The 18,235-nt window shown below is 67.4% G+C and carries 21 protein-coding genes; 9 read left to right on the top strand and 12 right to left on the bottom strand.

Translation table 11 applies throughout. The features are described from left to right. Nucleotides 1–82: 82 nt before the first annotated feature. The 7 genes from ACIA8C_RS13930 to ACIA8C_RS13960 all read right to left on the bottom strand — a co-directional run bounded on the left by ACIA8C_RS13930 (nucleotide 83) and on the right by ACIA8C_RS13960 (nucleotide 6,541). Nucleotides 83–1,678, bottom strand: coding sequence for an amidohydrolase (locus tag ACIA8C_RS13930; protein WP_397134417.1), 1,596 nt, complete (start codon nucleotides 1,676–1,678; stop codon nucleotides 83–85). Between the two features lie 117 nt (nucleotides 1,679–1,795). Then, nucleotides 1,796–2,038, bottom strand: a complete 243-nt coding sequence (locus ACIA8C_RS13935; RefSeq protein WP_397134419.1) for a hypothetical protein — start codon at nucleotides 2,036–2,038, stop codon at nucleotides 1,796–1,798. A gap of 77 nt (nucleotides 2,039–2,115) precedes the next feature. Next, nucleotides 2,116–2,598 carry an FxsA family protein gene (locus tag ACIA8C_RS13940; RefSeq protein ID WP_397134421.1) on the bottom strand — a complete coding sequence of 161 codons (483 nt, stop codon included), beginning with the start codon at nucleotides 2,596–2,598 and terminating at the stop codon, nucleotides 2,116–2,118. An 88-nt stretch (nucleotides 2,599–2,686) separates the two neighbouring features. Then, entirely contained in the window at nucleotides 2,687–3,826 is a 1,140-nt protein-coding gene (locus ACIA8C_RS13945) for an FAD-dependent oxidoreductase (protein ID WP_397134423.1), read from the bottom strand. A gap of 9 nt (nucleotides 3,827–3,835) precedes the next feature. Further along, nucleotides 3,836–4,534, bottom strand: coding sequence for a TetR/AcrR family transcriptional regulator (locus ACIA8C_RS13950; RefSeq protein WP_397134425.1), 699 nt, complete (start codon nucleotides 4,532–4,534; stop codon nucleotides 3,836–3,838). 140 nt (nucleotides 4,535–4,674) lie between these two features. After that, nucleotides 4,675–5,334 carry a response regulator gene (locus tag ACIA8C_RS13955; protein WP_396990680.1) on the bottom strand — a complete coding sequence of 220 codons (660 nt, stop codon included), beginning with the start codon at nucleotides 5,332–5,334 and terminating at the stop codon, nucleotides 4,675–4,677. A gap of 34 nt (nucleotides 5,335–5,368) precedes the next feature. Then, nucleotides 5,369–6,541, bottom strand: coding sequence for a sensor histidine kinase (locus ACIA8C_RS13960; RefSeq protein ID WP_397134427.1), 1,173 nt, complete (start codon nucleotides 6,539–6,541; stop codon nucleotides 5,369–5,371). Between the two features lie 151 nt (nucleotides 6,542–6,692). On the opposite strand from ACIA8C_RS13960, the gene ACIA8C_RS13965 reads away from it, so the two are divergent. Continuing rightward, complete coding sequence (locus tag ACIA8C_RS13965; protein WP_397134763.1) at nucleotides 6,693–7,460, top strand: TSUP family transporter; 768 nt, start codon at nucleotides 6,693–6,695, stop codon at nucleotides 7,458–7,460. Here the strand turns inward: ACIA8C_RS13965 and ACIA8C_RS13970 are convergent, their stop codons facing one another. Further along, entirely contained in the window at nucleotides 7,461–8,000 is a 540-nt protein-coding gene (locus ACIA8C_RS13970) for a TetR/AcrR family transcriptional regulator (RefSeq protein WP_397134429.1), read from the bottom strand. It abuts the gene before it with no gap. Between the two features lie 303 nt (nucleotides 8,001–8,303). On the opposite strand from ACIA8C_RS13970, the gene ACIA8C_RS13975 reads away from it, so the two are divergent. Continuing rightward, nucleotides 8,304–9,833: a TldD/PmbA family protein gene (locus ACIA8C_RS13975; protein ID WP_397134431.1), complete on the top strand. Its 1,530-nt coding sequence runs from the start codon at nucleotides 8,304–8,306 to the stop codon at nucleotides 9,831–9,833. Between the two features lie 11 nt (nucleotides 9,834–9,844). Beyond that, complete coding sequence (locus ACIA8C_RS13980) at nucleotides 9,845–11,257, top strand: metallopeptidase TldD-related protein (protein ID WP_397134765.1); 1,413 nt, start codon at nucleotides 9,845–9,847, stop codon at nucleotides 11,255–11,257. 70 nt (nucleotides 11,258–11,327) lie between these two features. On the opposite strand, the gene ACIA8C_RS13985 is transcribed toward ACIA8C_RS13980, so the two are convergent. Then, entirely contained in the window at nucleotides 11,328–11,711 is a 384-nt protein-coding gene (locus ACIA8C_RS13985) for a PPOX class F420-dependent oxidoreductase (RefSeq protein ID WP_397134433.1), read from the bottom strand. A 24-nt stretch (nucleotides 11,712–11,735) separates the two neighbouring features. Beyond that, on the bottom strand, nucleotides 11,736–12,287 hold the full coding sequence (locus ACIA8C_RS13990) for a PadR family transcriptional regulator (RefSeq protein ID WP_397134435.1): 552 nt from the start codon (nucleotides 12,285–12,287) through the stop codon (nucleotides 11,736–11,738). 115 nt (nucleotides 12,288–12,402) lie between these two features. Here ACIA8C_RS13990 and ACIA8C_RS13995 point away from each other — a divergent pair, with 115 nt between their 5' ends. After that, complete coding sequence (locus ACIA8C_RS13995) at nucleotides 12,403–13,122, top strand: VOC family protein (protein WP_397134437.1); 720 nt, start codon at nucleotides 12,403–12,405, stop codon at nucleotides 13,120–13,122. Between the two features lie 150 nt (nucleotides 13,123–13,272). Here the strand turns inward: ACIA8C_RS13995 and map are convergent, their stop codons facing one another. Further along, the gene (map, locus tag ACIA8C_RS14000; protein ID WP_397134439.1) at nucleotides 13,273–14,070 is read right to left on the bottom strand and encodes a type I methionyl aminopeptidase; all 798 of its coding nucleotides are present in this window, start codon (nucleotides 14,068–14,070) and stop codon (nucleotides 13,273–13,275) included. A 204-nt stretch (nucleotides 14,071–14,274) separates the two neighbouring features. Between map and ACIA8C_RS14005 the strand changes: the two genes are divergently transcribed. After that, nucleotides 14,275–14,538, top strand: coding sequence for a helix-turn-helix transcriptional regulator (locus ACIA8C_RS14005; protein ID WP_397134442.1), 264 nt, complete (start codon nucleotides 14,275–14,277; stop codon nucleotides 14,536–14,538). A gap of 18 nt (nucleotides 14,539–14,556) precedes the next feature. On the opposite strand, the gene ACIA8C_RS14010 is transcribed toward ACIA8C_RS14005, so the two are convergent. Beyond that, on the bottom strand, nucleotides 14,557–14,943 hold the full coding sequence (locus ACIA8C_RS14010) for a PPOX class F420-dependent oxidoreductase (protein ID WP_397134444.1): 387 nt from the start codon (nucleotides 14,941–14,943) through the stop codon (nucleotides 14,557–14,559). Nucleotides 14,944–15,196: 253 nt separating this feature from the next. On the opposite strand from ACIA8C_RS14010, the gene ACIA8C_RS14015 reads away from it, so the two are divergent. The 4 genes from ACIA8C_RS14015 (at nucleotide 15,197) to ACIA8C_RS14030 (ending at nucleotide 18,235) form a co-directional block, all read left to right on the top strand. After that, a complete protein-coding gene (locus ACIA8C_RS14015) occupies nucleotides 15,197–15,565 on the top strand; it encodes a hypothetical protein (protein WP_397134445.1) in 369 nt (122 codons plus the stop codon). Between the two features lie 213 nt (nucleotides 15,566–15,778). Further along, the gene (locus tag ACIA8C_RS14020; RefSeq protein WP_397134447.1) at nucleotides 15,779–16,204 is read left to right on the top strand and encodes a VOC family protein; all 426 of its coding nucleotides are present in this window, start codon (nucleotides 15,779–15,781) and stop codon (nucleotides 16,202–16,204) included. A 24-nt stretch (nucleotides 16,205–16,228) separates the two neighbouring features. Then, nucleotides 16,229–17,146, top strand: coding sequence for an esterase/lipase family protein (locus ACIA8C_RS14025; RefSeq protein ID WP_397134449.1), 918 nt, complete (start codon nucleotides 16,229–16,231; stop codon nucleotides 17,144–17,146). Nucleotides 17,147–17,704: 558 nt separating this feature from the next. Further along, nucleotides 17,705–18,235, top strand: a complete 531-nt coding sequence (locus tag ACIA8C_RS14030) for a GtrA family protein (protein WP_397134451.1) — start codon at nucleotides 17,705–17,707, stop codon at nucleotides 18,233–18,235.

Genomic DNA, 18,235 nt, shown 5'->3' on the forward strand with positions numbered 1-18,235 from the left:
CCTAGATGTCGTGCCGAGCCGCTGACCTCGGCGAATCAGATTGCCGCGCAGCCTGTCCCGACGCGCTACCGCGGCAGCGCCGTCACGCTTCATAGATGGTGACTCCGCGGTGCACGGTGCGCAGGCAGCTCGGCAGCGGGGAATCCGGTGTCAGCGGGGGCAATCCGGGGACGCGGGACCTCGGGTCGGTGGACCAGCGCTGGACGGTGTCGGCGGCCGCGGCGACGACGAGCTGGTCGGCGTCCCATACGGCGTAGGAGGCGGGGGCGCCGGGGACCAGGGTGCCCGCGATGCCGTCGCGGACCCCGCCCGCACGCCAGGCCCCCCGAGTGGCGGCGGCGAAAGCGGCACGCGGCGAGAGGGAATGGCCCGGAGTGCGGTGGTTGACGGCGGCGCGGACGGCCGACCAAGGGTCGAGAGGGGTAACGGGGGCGTCGGAGCCGATCGCCAAGGAGATGCCCGCAGACGCCATGGCGGCGAAGGGATTCAGGGTGGCGGCGCGCTCATTGCCGAGGCGGGCCGCGTACATGCCGTCGGGTCCACCCCATGCGGCGTCGAATCCTGGTTGGACGCTGGCGATTACGCCCCAGGACGCTAGTTGGGCGATCTGGTCGGCGTCGAGGAGTTCGGCGTGTTCGACGCGGTGGCCGCGGGCGGCGACGGCGGGGCCGCCGAATTCGCTGACGACACGGTCGAATCCGGCGATGATCGCGTCCATGGCGGCATCGCCGATCACGTGGAAGCCTGCCTGGATGCCCGCCTCGGTGCAGGCGCGGACGTGCGCGGCGATGGCGTCGGCATCGAGGTAAGCGCGGCCGGTGCCGGGGGCGTCGGTGTACGGGTCGCGCAACCAGGCGGTGTGCGAGCCGATGGAGCCGTCGACGAACAGGTCGCCGCCGAGCGCGTGCACGCCGAGCTCATCGAGCAGCGCGCGAGCCTCGTCCGCGCTGCGCACCGCTGCACCCCAGTAGGCGCGCACCTCGACGCCGTGCCGGAAGTCGAGCAGTTCGCGAAGGTCGGCGCGGCCGGAGATTTCCGGGCCCGCGCATTCGTGCACCGCGACGATGCCGTGCGCGGCGGCATGGTCGAGGGCGGCGGTCCTGGCCCGATCCCGTTGTGCCCGATCGAGTTCCGCGAGCACGGCGGTCCGGACGAGGTGGTGGGCGGTCGCGCGGACCGGTTCGCCACGGGTGAATCCGTCGGCGGCGCTCACCTGGGGCAGGGTGTCGAGCAGGGCCGAGGACACGACGGCCGAATGCGCGTCCACCCTGGACAGGTACACGTGCCTGGCGCCCGCGGCCTTGTCGATCTCCGCGGTGGTGGGCGGGCGGCCTTCGGGCCAGGCGGTCTCGTCCCAGCCGTCACCGAGGATGGCGCCCTCGGGACGGGCCGCGGCGAAGTCACTCAGCAGCGTCAGGCAATGTTCGAGCGACCGAGCGACGGACAGGTCGAGTCCGGTGAGCTTCAGCCCCACCGCGGTGACGTGCACGTGCGGATCGACGAAGGCCGGCGCGACGAACGCACCGTCCAGATCGATGATCTCGGCATCAGGGTGCAACGCCCGTCCCGGCTGCTCGGCACCCAGCCACACCACGGTCCCGTCGGTCACCGCCATCGCTGTCGCGTCGGGGGAACTGGAACTGTAGAAACGACCGCCGATCAGCAACCGCGTACTCACGACCGCGCCTCGCTGACGCTCGGCTCCGTCGTGTGCACGCACGCTGTATCTATGGTTCCCTCGCTGCGCTCACTCACGAGAGACCAGTCTGCCGTATGCCCTATTCAGGCTTTCAGGTCAGCCGTTCAATACGGGATGCGGGGCCGTGTCCTCGGGGCACGCCAGCACCGTCATCACCTCGGCGAACCGGGACGGCTCTAGGTGCGAGCCGGACCGGCAACCCGCTTCGACGGCGATGAGCTCCAGCCGCAGCGCCGCCGCGGTGAACCCAGAAATCGACTGTCCGGCAGCTGCCGCGGCTTTCTTGACCGCTGCGGCTAGCTCCTCGCTCACCGTGATGGTGAGTTGCTCGGTGGCCATCGCGCCACCATAGCCCGCATTCGCGCGGATCCCCTAGCGCGCCCGCGCGCCTTTACTACCCGTTGGTAATAGCGAAACTATGGCTTGGTAATCGCGCGGCGCGCGTTGCCTTGACCGTCGTCGTACCACTGCTGCACCACGACCCCGTCGACCACGTCGTCGCCGTCGATCACCACGCCGCGATACGGCACCGCGGCGGCCAGCTTGCCGAACCGGCGCGCGGCGAACGCGGTGACCATCGGACGCACCAGCATCCTGGTCGGCGGCAACAGCAGAAGCAGCCCGAACAGCGACGTGACCAGGCCGGGCACGAACATCAGGAACCCGCCCGCGGCGACCAGCGCGCCGTCGGCGACCGCGGTGCCCGGCGGGATCTCGCCGCGCCCGGCACGCCGGAATTGCTCGAACACGCGCCGGCCCTGCGAACCGATCAGCAGCATGCCCGCGGCGGATCCGGCGATCAGCAGCAGGATGGCGGGCAGCACACCGAGCCACTGGCCGACGGCGACCAGTGCGATGATCTCGGTGATCACGTAGAGGACGAATACTAGGGCGGGCATGGCGATCCTTTCGGGCGATCTACCTGTTGCAACGTCCGGCGCCGCGAATTTTCTCCCGAATCAGCCTGAGAGCCCGCTGAGATCCGCGTCAGGCGACCGATTCGCCGTAAGAACTCATCCAGACCAGCAGCTTCTCCAGCGCGTCCTGGCCGAACATCATGGCTTGGTTGTCGGCGGATTCGGTGGCGAGTTCCGCACTGCGTGGGAAGAGGGCTTGTTCGTAAGCGTGCAGGGCTTGCTCGGTGTCGGGGTGGGCGATGAGGGCGGCGGCGAGTTCGGCGCCGTCGAGCATGGCGAGGTTGGCGCCTTCGCCCGCGAACGGGGACATGAGGTGGGCGGCGTCGCCGAGCAGGGTCACGCCGGGCGCGCGGTCCCAGCGGTGGCCGATCGGCAGCGCGTGGATCAGGCGAGGGACGAGCGGACCTTCGGCGTCGGTGACCAAGGCGCGAAGCCGGTCGTCCCAGTCCGGGAAGTGTTGCAGGACATCCGATTTCGCCGCCGGAGTGTCGGTGAAGTCGATGCCGCTCAGCCATTCCGCCGGTACGGTGAAGGCGACATAGGTGTGCACGGAGCCGTCGGTTTCCCGGTGGGCGAGCATGCCTTTGCCGTCGGCTAGGGCGAACATCATTCCGCCGCCGGCCAATTCGGCCGCGGCCGGGTTCCGGGTGGCGGCGTCGGGCAGGTCGCATTCGACGAAGGAGACGCCGGAGTAGGCCGGGGTGGCCGTGGACAGCAGCGGCCTGATCTTGGACCAGGCACCGTCCGCGCCGATCAGCAGGTCGGTGGTGAAGGTGGCGCCATCGGCGAGGGTCACCTCATGCCTGCCGTCGCCGAGGGCGCGCGCCTCGGTTACCTTGGCGCCCCAGCGAATGATGTTGTCGGGCAACGAGTTCAGCAGGAGTCCCCGCAGGTCGTTGCGGTCGATCTCGGGTCGATCGCCGTCCTCGCCCGCTTCTTGCATGCGGACGTTGCCGTGCTTGTCGATGATGCGCATTTCCTCGCCACCCGGGTGGACGAGCGCGCGGAACTCCTCGAACAGGCCCGCCGCGCGCAGTGCGGCCTGGCCCGATTCGACGTGTATGTCGAGCATGCCGCCTTGATTGCGCGCCGTCGGTGAGGCGTCGAGTTCGTATATGGCCGTTGGTATTCCGTGCGTGTGCAGGACACGGGCAAGCACGAGGCCGCTGAGCCCCGCGCCGATCACGGCGATGGGATGGTGTTCCGACATGACGTTCTCCTAGGGGTTCTTTCCGGCGGGGCGCGGGGTGTGCCCGGCACCGTTGATCAGCAGATGGAAGCCCCAGTCGAGGCGGTCGGAGCCGGGACCGGACAGCAGGTCGTCGCCCAAAGTGGCGATCCTGGGGTGGGTTTCGGCCGAGGCGTTGCGAATGGCCGCGACGAGCGCGTCGGTATCCCGCTCCTCGGTATCGCGATCTCGGGTGGCATGTTCGGCGGCGTTCGCGGTGGCGAACAGCAACAGGACGTCGCAGAGCCAGGCCGCGCGGTCGTCCGGGACCCCGCCCTCGCTCAGCAGCGCGAGGATCGCTTCGAGGAGATTCAGGTAGCCCGGGCCGGACGGGCGGGCAACGAGTGCGGATTGCGCAAGGCCTGGGTTGTCGTAGAGCACCATCGTGTACGACGTGAGCACTCGCACGAGCCGGTTCTGCCAGTCACCCGAGGCGTCGACCGGTGTGCGGTCGACCGCGGCGAGCATCTCGTCGAGCACCGCCGCGTGCAGTTCCGCGGTGTTGCGGAGGTACACGTACAGCGATGCCGGACCGGTGTCCAATTCAGCCGCGAGACGCCGCATGGTGACCCGCTCCAGACCTTCGGCCCGCATCAGCCGGACGGCGGTCGCGATGATGCCGGGCCGAGTCAGCGCGGGTTTTGCCGGGCGCTCCCGGCGGCTTCGCGGTCCGTGTGGCTCTGTTGGCATGATTTCATCGTAACGAACATGTTCGTTACGAACAAGTTCGCTCAGTGTAGATATGCCAAAACACCAGTTCAGGACGTGTGAAAGTCACGCAAACGGTAAAAGCCGCACCGGGCGAGGTGCTGCCTTTTCGCTCCGGTCCGTCAGCCGCCGGGGCGGACCAGCCCGGTCTCGTAGGCCAGCACCACAGCCTGAACCCGGTCGCGCAGACCGAGTTTCGTCAGCACGCGACCGACGTGGGTCTTCACCGTGGCCTCGGAAAGGAAGAGCTGCTCGGCGATTTCGGCATTCGAGCGACCCGCGGCGATCTGTTCCAGCACCTCGCGTTCGCGCGCGGTGAGCACGTCGAGCACGCCCGGATCGCGCATGCGCGCCGGATCCTCGGCGATGAGCCGGTCCAGCAGGCGCTTGGTCACCTTCGGCGAGACCACCGCGTCACCCGCGGCGACGCTGCGAATGGCGGAGATCAGATCCTCCGGCGGGGTGTCCTTCAACAGGAAGCCACTGGCTCCGGCGCGCAACGCACCGAGTGCGTGCTCATCGAGATCGAAGGTGGTCATCACCAGTACCCGGCAGCCGTGCCCGGCCTCGACGATCCGCGCGGTCGCGGTCACCCCGTCCACCACGGGCATACGCACGTCCATCAACACCACATCGGGCCGCATTTCCGCCGCCCGGCTGACCGCGGCCGCCCCATTCGCCGCCTCGCCGATCACCTCGATGTCCGGGTGCGCACCGAGCACCATCTTCAGCCCCATACGCATGAGTTCCTGGTCATCCACAACGAGAACGGTGATCGGCACGCCCCTAATCTAACGTGCCGGACCCGCGGACCGGCTACTCCGGGAAACCGGGTTCGAGGGGGATGCTGGCGCGGACTCGCCAGGCCCCGTCGGCGTGCCGGCCGGTTTCCAGCGTGCCGCCGAGCACGGCGATGCGCTCGCGCATGCCGACCAGGCCCATGCCGCCGCCCTTGATCCGGACGGCGGGCTCGTCGAGCGGGACGCCGCCGGTGTCGGTGATGTCGATGGTGACGTCGGTGTCGCGGCGGCGGACCTGGACCCAGGCCTTCGGGTGCGGGCCTGCGTGACGCAGGGTGTTGGTGAGGGATTCCTGCACGATGCGGTGCACGCCCAGGCTGACCTCGGGGGCAACGTCGTCGAGTTCGCCGGTCAGTTCCAGTTCGACGGCGAGGCCGGTGCCGCGCATCATCTCGACCACCTTCGCCAGGCCCGCGGTGCCGTGTTGCGGCAGTTGGTCGGGGGCGTGCTCGGTGCGCAGCAAGGCGACGGTCCGGCGGAGTTCGCGCAGCGCCTCACGGCCGGTGCCCGCGATGGTGCCGAGGGCTTGTTCGGCGGCGTCGGGGTCGCGGCGCAGCGCGTACCGCGCGCCATCGGCCTGCACGATGATCACGCTGACCGCGTGGGCGACCACGTCGTGCAGTTCGCGTGCGATGCGGGTGCGCTCGGAGGAGACCGCGTCGTGCGCGCGGCGCTCCTTGTCGTAGTCGGCGACCGCGAGCCGCGCCGCGACCTCGGTGTCGTAGGCGTGGCGCGCGCCGATGAATTCCGCCAGGGTCCAGCACAATGCGAAGAACATCGCGGTGAAGATGAGATCGCTCGGCGCGACGATGCCCGCCGAGGCCGACAGCGCGCTGTCGGCGACCAGCCCGACCGCGAACCACAGTCCGTCCCGCCGCCCGACATAGGCGACCAACGTGTACAGCATGATGCCGAGACTGAACAGCGTGATGTGCTCGACCTTCTCGTCGCCGACCACATATTGCACCGCGGTCACCGTGAACGACAGCAGCAGCGACACCACCGCCATCGCCCGCGGATACACCCGCCGGAGCACCAGTGGCAGCGGCAAGAACAACCCGATCGCGAGCGCCGCGGCCTTGTTCTCCGCATTGGTGACCCCGAGCACCTCGAGCACCAGCAGGACAAACGCCAGCATCGAATCCGCAACGATGGGCTTCCCGCGAAGCCACAAGCTGAACCGACGCATCGCTTCACCCTAAAGCGCCCGGCACCCACCCACGAGCCCGACCAGTGCGCGCGTCGAGAAGATGGCCGACACAGCCGCACGCGTTCAGAAGGCGTGCGGCCGCACTGGACCGCTCACTGGTCCTGGACAGCGGATCTGGTTGGCTGACGACGTGCAGATCGGTGACTGGATGGTGTTGTTGACCGCGGCGACCGCCGCGGGCTGGGTGGACGCGGTAGTCGGCGGCGGCGGACTGATCATCCTGCCGACCCTGTTCCTCGTCGCGCCGACCATCGCACCGCAGACCGCGCTCGGCACCAACAAGCTGGCCGCGGTCGCGGGCACCAGCGCCTCGGTGGTGACCTTCGCCAAGAAGGTTCCGCTGCGCTGGCGGGTGCTGCTGCCCGCGGCGGCGATCGCGGCGGTGGCGTCCGGAATCGGCGCTGCCGCCGTGTCTTTGATCGATCGCGACCTGTTCATCCCGATCGTGATGGTGGTGCTCGTCGCCGTCGCGGTGTTCGTCACGCTGCGCCCGTCGATCGGCGTCACCCTGGCCACGCACGCGCCGACGCGGCGCAAGTTCATCCTCACGATCGCGCTGGCCGCGGGCCTCATCGGCCTCTACGACGGCCTGCTCGGCCCCGGCACCGGAACGTTCCTCATCATCACCTTCGCCACCCTGCTCGGCACGGAGTTCGTCCGCGCGGCCGCGATGGCGAAGGTGATCAACTGCGGCTCCAACGTCGGCGCGCTGATCTTCTTCGGCGCGACCGGTCACATCATCTGGGCGCTCGGCGCGGCCATGGCCGTGGGCAATGTGGCGGGTGCGATCGTCGGCTCGCACATGGCATTGCGCAATGGCGCGAAGTTCGTCCGGGTCGTGCTGCTCGTGGTGGTGATCGGGATGGTGATCCGGTTGGGCTGGCAGCAGTTCGGTTGATCAGGCGCGGGTTTCCACCTGCGAGGCGAGCCACGGCTTCAGCACCCGCGAGGTGGTCTCGTGGATGCGCCGGTGCAACCGCTCCCCGTCCTCCGCGCCGCTGATCGGCTGCTGGAACAGCACGGTGAGCGCGCCGGACACGGCACCGACGACCGCACCGACCAGCGCAGCAGCGCCGACCTCGTCCAGTTCGTTCGGGAACGCGATGTGCAGCTGACGGGCGATCTCCCGCTGCGCGACCAACTGCGCGTGCGCGGCCCGGCCGCTCACCGACGGCACGGTGCGCGACACCTGCGCGCGCAACGCGGCGATCCGCGCGTTCAGATCGTCGACGAGATGCTCGCCGGGATTGTCCCCGGCCGCGCGTAACGCCCGCAGCAACACCTCGACCGGCCGCTCCCCCGGCCGCCGGCTGCCGATCGCGGCCACCGCGGCTCGCACCCGCTCGTCGGTCTCCGGAAAGAGCAGTTCTTCCTTGCTGGCGAAGTAGTTGAAGAAGGTGCGGGTCCCGACATCGGCCACCGCGGCGATGTCGGCCACCGTAGTTTCTTCATAGCCTCTCGTCTCGAAAAGCTCTACGGCTGCCTGGAGCAGGGCTCGGCGGGTACGTTCGCGTTTGCGGTCACGAAGGGCGGATGGCGGCACGGCGGGCACAGTACGGCATTTCGCGAGGCAGACGCGGTAGGCGGCGGTTTCGCGCGTGCCGTTCCCGCCGCTCACACCCTATCTTTCCTGGTGTGCCACTGTGCATTTCATGCTTGTTTGCACGCGCTGCAAACAAGCACCGCGTGTATTCCTGACAGGCGCAAGTGCTCTCGGACGGAACAGACTAGGTTGGACCGGGTGAGCATCGCGACTTCCAAGGATGTGGACGCCGAGTTCCTCGACCTCCCACTGGCCGCGCTCGCCGAGGCCGCGTTGACCGCGGCGAAGGCGGCGGGCGCCGAACATGCCGACCTGCGGGTGCATCGGCTGGTCACCCAGTCGATCCGGCTGCGCGACGGGCGGGTCGAGTCGATCACCGACAACGCGGAGCTCGGCTTCGCGGTCCGGGTGATCGTCGACGGCACGTGGGGCTTCGCCTCACACGCCGCGCTGACGCCGGAGACCGCGGTGAACGTGGCCCGCCGCGCGGTAACGGTGGCGACCACCTTGCGCGCGCTCAACCGCGAGCGGGTGGTACTCGCCGACGAACCCCGCTACGACAACGTGCACTGGGTCTCGGCCTACGACCTGGACCCGTTCACGGTGCCGACCACCGACAAGGTCGCACTGCTGCAGGACTATTCAGGACGCCTGTCCGGCTCCGACGGCGTCGACCACGTCACCGCCTCGGTCCTGCAGGTGAAGGAGCAGACCTACTACGCCGACACCTCGGGTTCGTCCATCACCCAGCAGCGGGTCCGGCTGCACCCGGTATTCGAGGCGACCACGGTCGACTCCTCGGCGGGCGTGTTCGAGACCATGCGCACGCTGGCGCCGCCGGTGGGCCGCGGCTGGGAGTACGTCACCGGCGCCGACGAAACCTGGGACTGGCAGGGCGAACTCGCGCGCATCCCCGAGTGGCTCGCCGAGAAGGTGAAGGCACCCACCGTCACCCCAGGCCCGACCGACCTCGTGATCGATCCGACCAACCTTTGGCTGACCATCCACGAATCCATCGGTCACGCCACCGAATACGACCGCGCCATCGGCTACGAATCCGCCTACGCGGGCACCTCGTTCGCCACCCCCGACAAGCTCGGCACGCTGAAGTACGGCACGCCGGTCATGCACGTCACCGGCGACCGCACCCAGGAACACGGCCTGGCCAGCGTCGGCTACGACGACGAGGGCGTCGCCGGGCAACGCTGGGATCTGGTGCGCGACGGCATCCTGGTCGGCTACCAGCTCGACCGCGTCTTCGCCCCGCGCCTCGGCCTGGACCGCTCCAACGGGTGCTCCTACGCGGACTCCCCCCATCACGTGCCGATCCAGCGGATGGCGAACGTCTCGCTGCAACCCGACCCCGAGCGCGACACCAGCACCGAGGAACTCATCTCCCGGGTCGACAACGGCATCTACATCGTCGGCGACAAGTCCTGGTCGATCGACATGCAGCGCTACAACTTCCAGTTCACCGGCCAGCGGTTCTTCCGCATCCGCGACGGGAAGCTGGACGGCCAGCTGCGCGATGTTGCCTACCAGGCAACCACCACCGACTTCTGGGGTGCCATGGAGGCGGTCGGCGGGAAGTCCACCTGGCAGCTCGGCGGCGCGTTCAACTGTGGCAAGGCGCAACCCGGTCAGGTCGCGGCGGTAAGTCATGGTTGCCCGTCGGTTCTGGTGCGCGGCATCAACATTCTCAACACCCGGACGGAGGCGGGGCAATGACCGCGCAGACTGTGATCGCCGCGGGCGAGGTCGTCGAACGGGCGCTCGCGCTGTCCAACGCCGACGAGGCGATGGTGATCGTCACCGACGCGCACGACGCCTCGCTACGCTGGGCCGGGAACTCGATGACGACCAACGGGTCGTCGGTGTCGCGGGATTGGGTCGTCGTGTCGATCTTCCGCGACGGACCGCGGTCCGCGCGCGTCGGCACCATCGGCTCCACCAGCGTCGATCCCGCCGACATCGAAGCGGTGGTGCGCAAGAGCGAAGAGGCGGCGCGCACCGCCGAGCCCGCAAGGGACGCAATGCCATTGCTGGAACCGGACGGGACCACCGACGACTGGGCGGACGCACCGGGCAGCACCGGCATCGAGGTGTTCACCGATCTCGCCGACGGTCTGTCCGTCGGCTTCGACGGCAGCGACCGGCTCTACGGGTTCGCCCACCACACCGTGCACACCACCTGGCTCGGCACCTCCACCGGACTGCGCCGCCGCTTCGTGCAGCCGACCGGTTCGCTGGAGATCAACGGAAAGCGTGGCCTCGCGCATTCGCGGCTCGCAAGCACTCCGAGCGGCGAGGGAACCGATCTCGCCAGCGCGTGGGTCGGTGTCGGCACCGCCGATTTCGCCGACGTCGACGTGCCGGGCATGCTCACCGAGCTGTCCCGCCGGCTCGATTGGGCCAAGCGCAAGGTCGACCTGCCCGCGGGCCGCTACGAAACGCTGATGCCGCCCTCCACGGTCGCCGACCTCATGATCTACATGAACTGGGAGATGGAGGGCCGCGGCGCGCACGAGGGACACACCGCGTTCTCCCGCGCTGGCGGCACTCGAATCGGCGAGCGGCTCACCGACATTCCGCTCACGCTCTACTCAGACCCGACCGCGGCTGGGCTCGAATATCGACCGTTCGTCGCGACATCCTCGTCCTCGCAAGCGATGTCGGTCTTCGACAACGGCCTGTCCGCCGAACGAGTCGACTGGATACGCGACGGCGTCATCGAATCGCTGGTCTACCCACGCGCCACCGCCGCCGAATTCGACACCGCCGCTACGGTTCCCGGCGGCAACCTACTGCTCACCGGCGGCTCCGACGCCTCGCTCGACGAGATGATCGCCCGCACCGAGCGCGGCCTACTGCTCACCACCCTGTGGTACATCCGCGAGGTGGACCCGGCCAGCCTGCTACTCACCGGCCTCACCCGCGACGGCGTCTACCTGATCGAAAACGGCGAGGTAACCGCAGCAGTCAACAACTTCCGCTTCAACGAAAGCCCCCTGGACCTCCTGCGCCGCGTCACCGAAGCAGGCGCCACCGAAATCACGCTACCCCGCGAATGGAAGGACTGGTTCACCCGAACAGCCATGCCCCCCTTACGCATTCCCGACTTCCACATGTCCTCGGTCAGTCAAGCAACCTGACACATCGAGGTGAGTCATATGGTCGCTAGTTGATCTCTAACAGCGACGCTTTGACTCACCTCGATGGCGGTCAAGCGTGAAAGGTGATCTCGACGGCGAGGGTGCCCTTCTTGCCGCGGCGCAGATAGCTGCCGAGGATGGTGATCGGGCCCATCAGCCAGTACTTGCGCATGAGCAGCTTGCGCACCCGATCGGTGCCGTCTTGGTCGAGGATGCGCCCGGTACCCGCGACCACGTCGCCGCGCGGCTTGCCCGCCACGCTGCACGGCTGCACGGTGACGTCGGTGTTGCGGCGCAGGCGCTTCACCTTCCAGCTGTCCGCGACCGTCCATACGTAGAGCTTGTCGGCGTCGGCGACCGCCCACACCGGGGTGCCGACGGGCGTGCCGTCCTTGCGGAACGTGGTCAGCAGCACGTAATCGGCTTTACCGACGGCCCCCAGCGTGTTCGTCATGAGGGCAGCGTATCGGGGCGCCAGCTATTCGGGCATTCGGTACTCGCCTGCCTCCAGTCGTTCCAGCAGGCCCTCGGTCCAGCCGGCCAGGGTGCCGAAAACGCTGCTCCATAGTTCCAGGAGGTCCGTCGTGTGCGGCGGCTCGGCGCGTCCGCCGGGGAAGTCCGGGATCATCGCCAACAGACTGGCGCGGACCTCGTCGCTGCGGCGGCGCTGTTCCCGCAACTTCTCGATGACGTGCGCGCGGGGCAGCGCGTCCATGAACGCGATGCCCGCGCCGAGTTCCTCCATGTCGACGCTGACCAGTGCCTCGTCCATCAGCCTGCGGAACTCGACCTCGCCCTCGTCGGTGAGGTTGAACAACGTGCGGCCCGGCCCCTCGGTGCTGCCCTCGGTGCCGTAGGCGGTCAGCTTGCCTTCCTGGGTCAGCTGCTTCAGCGCGTGATAGATCGAGCCAGGCTTGACGTTTGTCCACGTTTCGGCACGCCAGGACAGCAATTCGCGACGCACGGCGTAGCCGTAGGTTGGCTGCCGCAAGCGCATCACCCCCAGCACCAACAGGCGCACAGCCGACATCGACGGACCTCCCTCAGATAGGAAATTTCCATAGTAGTCAAACTTGACTTCTACAGCGCGACCGCCCTAACCTTCGGTAGTCAAAATTGATTACCGCTGGTAATGGGAGGCTTTTATGGGCGACGTGTCAGTGCCGATGATGTGGGGCGGCGACCTGTCCGAGACGCTCGACTTCTACCAAACGCTCGGCTACGAGGTGACCGCGAAGCAGACGCGGCCCTATACCTACGGCGCGGTGGCCCGCAATGGCTACTCCTTGCATTTCGGCCCCACCCCGAAAGACCGGGGCACCGCAGAGGAGTGCTACGTGTCGTGCGTGGTCTTCGTCGACGAAGTCGCCGATCTGCACCAACGGTTCACTACCGCGTTGCGTGAGCGCTTCGGGCGCGTGCCCGCTAGCGGCCTACCGCGCATCACCAGGTTCCGCCCTGGCCAGACCAGATTCACCGTGTTCGATCCGGTCGGCAACACCGTCGTCTACGTCGTGCGCCACGAACCCGACCCGGATTACGGCGGATCACGCGAACTTCAAGGGCTGCAACGGACTTTGGACAATGCCCGGATCCTGCGGTTCTCCAAGCTCGACGACAAGGCGGCCCGCAGGGCACTGGAGTCCGGGCTGCGTCGCTTCGGCAACACGGCGGCTCCGGTGGACAAAGCACGGGCGCTGGCCGAACTCATCGAGTTGGCGGTCGCCACCAACGAACCGCAACGCGTCACCGAGTTACGCGCCGAGATCGCCGCCCTCGACCTGTCCGAGGAGGATCGCGCGGCGATCGACAACCACCTCCAGATCGCCACCGACCTGGAGAAATGGCTGACCGAAACCGACTAACCCGCCATCACCGCAAGCAGCCGCACTCCTTTTCGGGATCCGCATGGATAGGGCGGGTTATATCGAGTGCGGATCCCGAGTGTGGGTGCGGCTCCCCAGGATGGGTGCGAATCCCGAGAGTTGGTGCGGCTGTTCGCAGGTGGTGGGTCGTTACGGACGAGGGTGTGTTACTTGGACTTTCACCGGGGCCAAGGTCAGGACGTCGGGGCCGTCCGCGGTGATGGCGATGGTGTGTTCGGAGTGGGCGGTGCGGGAGCCGTCGGCGGAGCGGAGGGTCCAGCCGTCGGGGTCGGTGACGATGCGGTCGGTGGTGCAGGCGAACCAGGGCTCGATGGCAATGGTCAGGCCGGGGCGAAGGCGGAAGCCGCGGCCCGGCCTGCCGACGTTGGAGACGTGCGGATCCTCGTGCATCGTACGGCCCAGTCCATGACCGCCGAACTCGTTGTTCACCGGGTAGCCGTAGTCGCGGGCGACGGCCGAGATCGCGGCGGAGATGTCGCCGATGTGGTTGCCGGGCAACGAAACCGCGATCGCGGCGGCGAGCGCCTCCTCGGTGGCCCGGATCAGGCGCAGATCCTCTTCCGCCGCGGTGCCGACCACGATGGTGGTCGCCGCGTCCGCCACCCAGCCGTCGATGCCGACGGCCAGGTCCATGGTCAGCACGTCACCGTCGGCGAGCGGGTAGTCGAAGGGAAGTCCGTGCAGGACAGCGTCGTTGACCGAGAGGCAGACGGTGTTGCGGAACGGGCCACGACCGAACGACGGTGAGTAATCCCAGTAGCACGAGACTGCACCACGCTGCTTGATCCGTTCGCGCACATGGGCTTCCAGCTCCAGCAGGTTCACCCCGACGCGGGCGAGCTCACGCAACTCCCCCAGCACCTCGCCGACGAACTGGCCGGTCACCCGCATTCGCTCGATCTCACCCGGCGACTTCAGCTCCACCATGAGCATCTCCTATCTCGGTATTTTAATACCACGGTAGCTCACTCGGTATTTTAATACCAAACCCCCTCTCCTCAGCAGTTTGTAGTTCAGGTCGCGACGGGCCTTAGACTGCGGAACGATCACATCTTTTAATGCGCATATCTACGTAAGAACATGGCTATACATACACTTGCGGTATTTAAATACCGCCAATACCCTGTTCGCATGGTCCGTCTTCCGCTGACTCCGGCTCAAATCGACGCAGGCCGCCGCCTCGGCACCGCCCTGCGCGCCGCCCGTGCCGACCGCGACCTCATCGAAGTCGCCCGCTCAGCAGGCATTTCGCCGGAAACCCTGCGCAAGATCGAGACGGGCCGCCTCCCCTCCCCCGCCTTCGGCACCGTCGTAGCCCTGAGCCTCGCCCTCGATTTCCCGCTCCAGGACCTGGCCGACACCTGGCGCGCCGCAGGCCTCGCCGAATCCGCCTGACCAGCTGGGCGCTACCGGTTAGTCAGCCGCCCGCTGGGCGATGGCGAGGCCGATGGAGCCATCCGCGCCGCGAAACAGCTTGTGCAGCTTGATGACCAGCGTGCCGGTGAGCCCATACTTACGCGAAACCAGGTCGCGCACCCGCTGCGTGCCGTCGGCATCGAGGACCGTCGCGGTGCCCGCGAAAATCCCGTCGACCTTCGGGCGCCCGCGAGCGTCGGAAGCCTGTAGCGTCACGTCCGGGTTGCGGCGGATGCGCTTGACCTTCCACGTTGCCGGATTGGTCCATACGACGATTCGATCGCCGCCCGGCGCGACCCAGACCGGCGTCCCCACCGGGGTGCCGTCCTTCTTGTAAGTCGTCAACAGCACAAATTTGCTCGCGCCCAGCTCATTCCATGTCATAGCGAAAACGGTAGGCCGCAGGGCGTGGCCGGACATCCGCCTGCGGGCGCAAATCCGCGCTGCGCACCGCGACGTATGCGCGGGGTGCGCCGCCGACCGGCGCACCCCGCCGCGATTCATCCACGTTCTTTTTCGTCGGTTCCCCGCTAGCGGTTCCGAACTGCCCCGTTACGCCGTTCGCCCGAGGCAGGCTGTAACGAGGTGGTGTTCGCCGCCGACTGTTCTAGGACCAAGCTGAGAGGGAGGGCTCTACATGAGAAATTCGATGGTCGCTACCGCGCGAGTCACGATCGCCGCGGCATCGGTGCTGGGTTTTGCCGCGGTGGTCGGCTCCGGTACCGCCCAGGCCGCGCCCCAGGACTGTGTTGTCACGCGGGACCTGGTCAGCGCGACGGCGACGTGCCATGACGATGACGCACCCGCGGGCAGGGAGTACACCGTGGTTGTCGAATGCTTCGGCTTGGCCGGTGTGCCGAACGCCTTCCCGCTCATGGCCATCGGTCCGTACCGGGGCTCGTGGGGCGGTTCCTTCAGCCCGTCCGGTCAAGGTTCGGCGTCGTGCCTCGGGCCCACCAGCATCGGCACCGCCACCAACGCTTACGTGGCGATTTACCGCAACTGATCAGCCATCGATGATCGGTCACGTCGGCCTCGGCCGATAGCATTCGCCATCCGTTAGCCGAAACGACCGATTCATCGTAGATGGCCGCGCCCTAGGCGAGCATTCCTGCCGCCTAGGGCTTTTTTTCGTCCAAAACACTAGGAATAACACCATGGCTGCTATATGGTAATCCTTCTTACCAAATAGCTGGAAGTTCTCTCGAGGAGGCAAGCCATGCACTTCGGCGGAGTGACCCTGATGGTGGACGACGTGAACGCGACGGCGGCGTTCTACGAGGAGGCGTTCGGACTCGGGACGGTGTTCGCCGATCCTGATGGCACCTTCGTGGTGCTGGGGCGTGGCGTGTGGTCCCCGGGCCCGTCGGCCCCGAGCCTCACCATCGAACACTGGAAGAAGATCGAGGACTTCGCGGAACCCGGTCCCGCGAACGCTTTTCGGGTAGCCGTCGAAACGGCGGACGTGGACGAGGCCTACCGGAGCGCACTCGCCGCAGGAGCGCACAGCGCGCTGGTGCCGACGACGCGGCCGTGGGGGCAGCGGGTCGCCGTCGTCCGCGACCCCAATGGGGTCATCGTCGAGATCGGGGCCCCGGTCGACTACGGCCCAGCGCCCGCCGAGGATCCCCATCAAAGGAAGTAAGCAGCAATGCGTCGACTAATGCTCATGACGGCGGCGATGGTCGCCACCATCCCGCTCACGCTCGGCACCGCCTCCGCCGCCCCACTACCGGTGCCATATTCCTTGGCCGCCATGGTTTCCGCGAGCGTGACCACGGCGCCGCCGGGCGCGCCCCCTGGCGCGAACGACTGGGGATGCGTCCCGTCGGCGGCTCATCCGCGGCCGGTCGTCTTGGTGCACGGCCTCAGCGGCAACGGCGAAAACAGTTGGCAGACATTCGCTCCGCTACTCGCGAACGAAGGGTATTGCGTCTACGCACTCACCTACGGCGTCTATCCGACGGATCGCGGACTCGTGGCCGGCGTCGGCGGCCGGGCACCGATCGACCAATCCAGTTCGGAACTACGGCAATTCGTCGACCAGGTACGAGCCGCAACGAGAACCGATCGAGTCGATCTGCTCAGCTGGTCCGAGGGGACCCTGGTCAGCGCCGGATATCTGCGGTTTCTAGACGGCGCGGCAGCCGTCGACCAGGCGATCAATCTGGCCCCGATCTGGGCGGGCACCGCGATCACCGACCCACTCGACTCGCCGCTGTCGATCCTCGGCCTGCCCGGCGACCTCTACGAGTCGCTCGATCCCACCTGCGCCGCCTGCGCGGAACTGCGGACCGGGTCCGACTTCATCAATCGACTGCAGGCCAGCGGCGTCTACGCGCCGAATGTGCACTACACCAACATCGTTACCTCCACCGACATCCAGGTGCAGCCCTACACCAGCGGCATCCGAACCGCCCCGAACGCGACAAATATTGTGCTGCAAGACATCTGCCCGGTGAACCTGGCCGGACACCTCTCCGTCTCGGTCGACCCCACCGTCACCGCACTCGCCCTACGAGCCCTCGACCCCGGCACGCCGCGCCAGATCCCTTGTGCTCCATCGCAAGCACCGCCCGGCGTCTGATCCCCACCCTGCATGATGGCCGGGCTGGTCGGCACCGGTCCACCCACGCCCCCTTTGGACGCCATGCGCGTGCTGTGCGCAAAGTCACCTGGTGGAGGGAACTGCTAACACCTGGACGCATCCTGAGACCGCGCGTACACGGTCCCGACTACGAATACGACCCCGACCTGGCAACTCGCCCCCTGACGCACTGCGGGGGCCTCAGCACGTAGCTGAGGCCCCGCGGGTTGTGCCGACCGGTGTCCGAGTGATTTCCTCTGGGCCCCTGCCTCGATACAAGAGGCTTTCATACTTCTAGGGAATCGGCGCACCGAGCGATGCCGCAATCGGTGAGCTCGCGTGCCCGTGCACCTGTACGAGCACCGCGACAATGATCTTCCCCGCGAATCGCCGACCGAAAGCCGTTCGCAGATAACGAATTAGCAACGCGGCTGCCGAATCGTGCCCAAACTGTTCCGCTCGCCGTCACCTACCGCGCACCAAGAATTCGCCAGTGAGCCGCCGCTCGGCAACGGTCCGCCCGCTACTACCTATTTGCCCCTCGGATAACCTTGCCCGATGTTCTTGGCCCAGATCGTCGCAGCGCGCGTACCGAGCCGGATGCTGTCCGTGTTCGTGCGGAACGCGGAGTTGCTGAAATTCCTGACCGTCGGAGCGATCGCCTTCGTCACCACCATGGTGCTCTTCTTCGGATTGAAATGGACTGTGCTGGAGGGCAAGCCGGTGACCGCGAACGTGGTCGCCGTGCTGATCGCCACCGTGGTCTCCTACGTGCTGAACCGCGAGTGGGCGTTCACCGCGCGCGGCGGACGTGAGCGCCGTCACGAAGCGGCGCTGTTCTTCCTGGTGGCGAGCGTCGGCATGGTGATCAACCAGCTGCCGCTCGCGGTATCGAGCTACCTCTTCGAGCTGCGCGCACCGCATGTCTCGGTGCTGACGGAGAACATCGCCGACTTCATCAGCGCGACGGTGATCGGCACCCTGCTGGCCACGGTTTTCCGCTGGTGGGCCATGCGTAAATTCGTGTTCCCCGATCCGGTACGGCCCGCCATGGAACACGACGAGCCGGTTTCCGAGACGCGAGCCTGA

The sequence above is a fragment of the Nocardia sp. NPDC051321 genome, assembly GCF_044455225.1.
Lineage (GTDB): Bacteria > Actinomycetota > Actinomycetes > Mycobacteriales > Mycobacteriaceae > Nocardia.

Bases quoted from the DNA above. Each gene is read 5' to 3' on its own strand.
- ACIA8C_RS13950 (WP_397134425.1), bottom strand. From the start codon at position 4,534: ATGCCAACAGAGCCACACGGACCGCGAAGCCGCCGGGAGCGCCCGGCA.
- ACIA8C_RS14010 (WP_397134444.1), bottom strand. From the start codon at position 14,943: ATGACATGGAATGAGCTGGGCGCGAGCAAATTTGTGCTGTTGACGACT.
- ACIA8C_RS14025 (WP_397134449.1), top strand. From the start codon at position 16,229: ATGACGGCGGCGATGGTCGCCACCATCCCGCTCACGCTCGGCACCGCC.
- ACIA8C_RS13935 (WP_397134419.1), bottom strand. From the start codon at position 2,038: ATGGCCACCGAGCAACTCACCATCACGGTGAGCGAGGAGCTAGCCGCA.
- ACIA8C_RS13985 (WP_397134433.1), bottom strand. From the start codon at position 11,711: ATGACGAACACGCTGGGGGCCGTCGGTAAAGCCGATTACGTGCTGCTG.
- ACIA8C_RS13940 (WP_397134421.1), bottom strand. From the start codon at position 2,598: ATGCCCGCCCTAGTATTCGTCCTCTACGTGATCACCGAGATCATCGCA.
- ACIA8C_RS13945 (WP_397134423.1), bottom strand. From the start codon at position 3,826: ATGTCGGAACACCATCCCATCGCCGTGATCGGCGCGGGGCTCAGCGGC.
- ACIA8C_RS14005 (WP_397134442.1), top strand. From the start codon at position 14,275: ATGGTCCGTCTTCCGCTGACTCCGGCTCAAATCGACGCAGGCCGCCGC.
- ACIA8C_RS14015 (WP_397134445.1), top strand. From the start codon at position 15,197: ATGAGAAATTCGATGGTCGCTACCGCGCGAGTCACGATCGCCGCGGCA.
- ACIA8C_RS13995 (WP_397134437.1), top strand. From the start codon at position 12,403: ATGGGCGACGTGTCAGTGCCGATGATGTGGGGCGGCGACCTGTCCGAG.
- ACIA8C_RS13960 (WP_397134427.1), bottom strand. From the start codon at position 6,541: ATGCGTCGGTTCAGCTTGTGGCTTCGCGGGAAGCCCATCGTTGCGGAT.
- map (WP_397134439.1), bottom strand. From the start codon at position 14,070: ATGGTGGAGCTGAAGTCGCCGGGTGAGATCGAGCGAATGCGGGTGACC.
- ACIA8C_RS14020 (WP_397134447.1), top strand. From the start codon at position 15,779: ATGCACTTCGGCGGAGTGACCCTGATGGTGGACGACGTGAACGCGACG.
- ACIA8C_RS14030 (WP_397134451.1), top strand. From the start codon at position 17,705: ATGTTCTTGGCCCAGATCGTCGCAGCGCGCGTACCGAGCCGGATGCTG.
- ACIA8C_RS13990 (WP_397134435.1), bottom strand. From the start codon at position 12,287: ATGTCGGCTGTGCGCCTGTTGGTGCTGGGGGTGATGCGCTTGCGGCAG.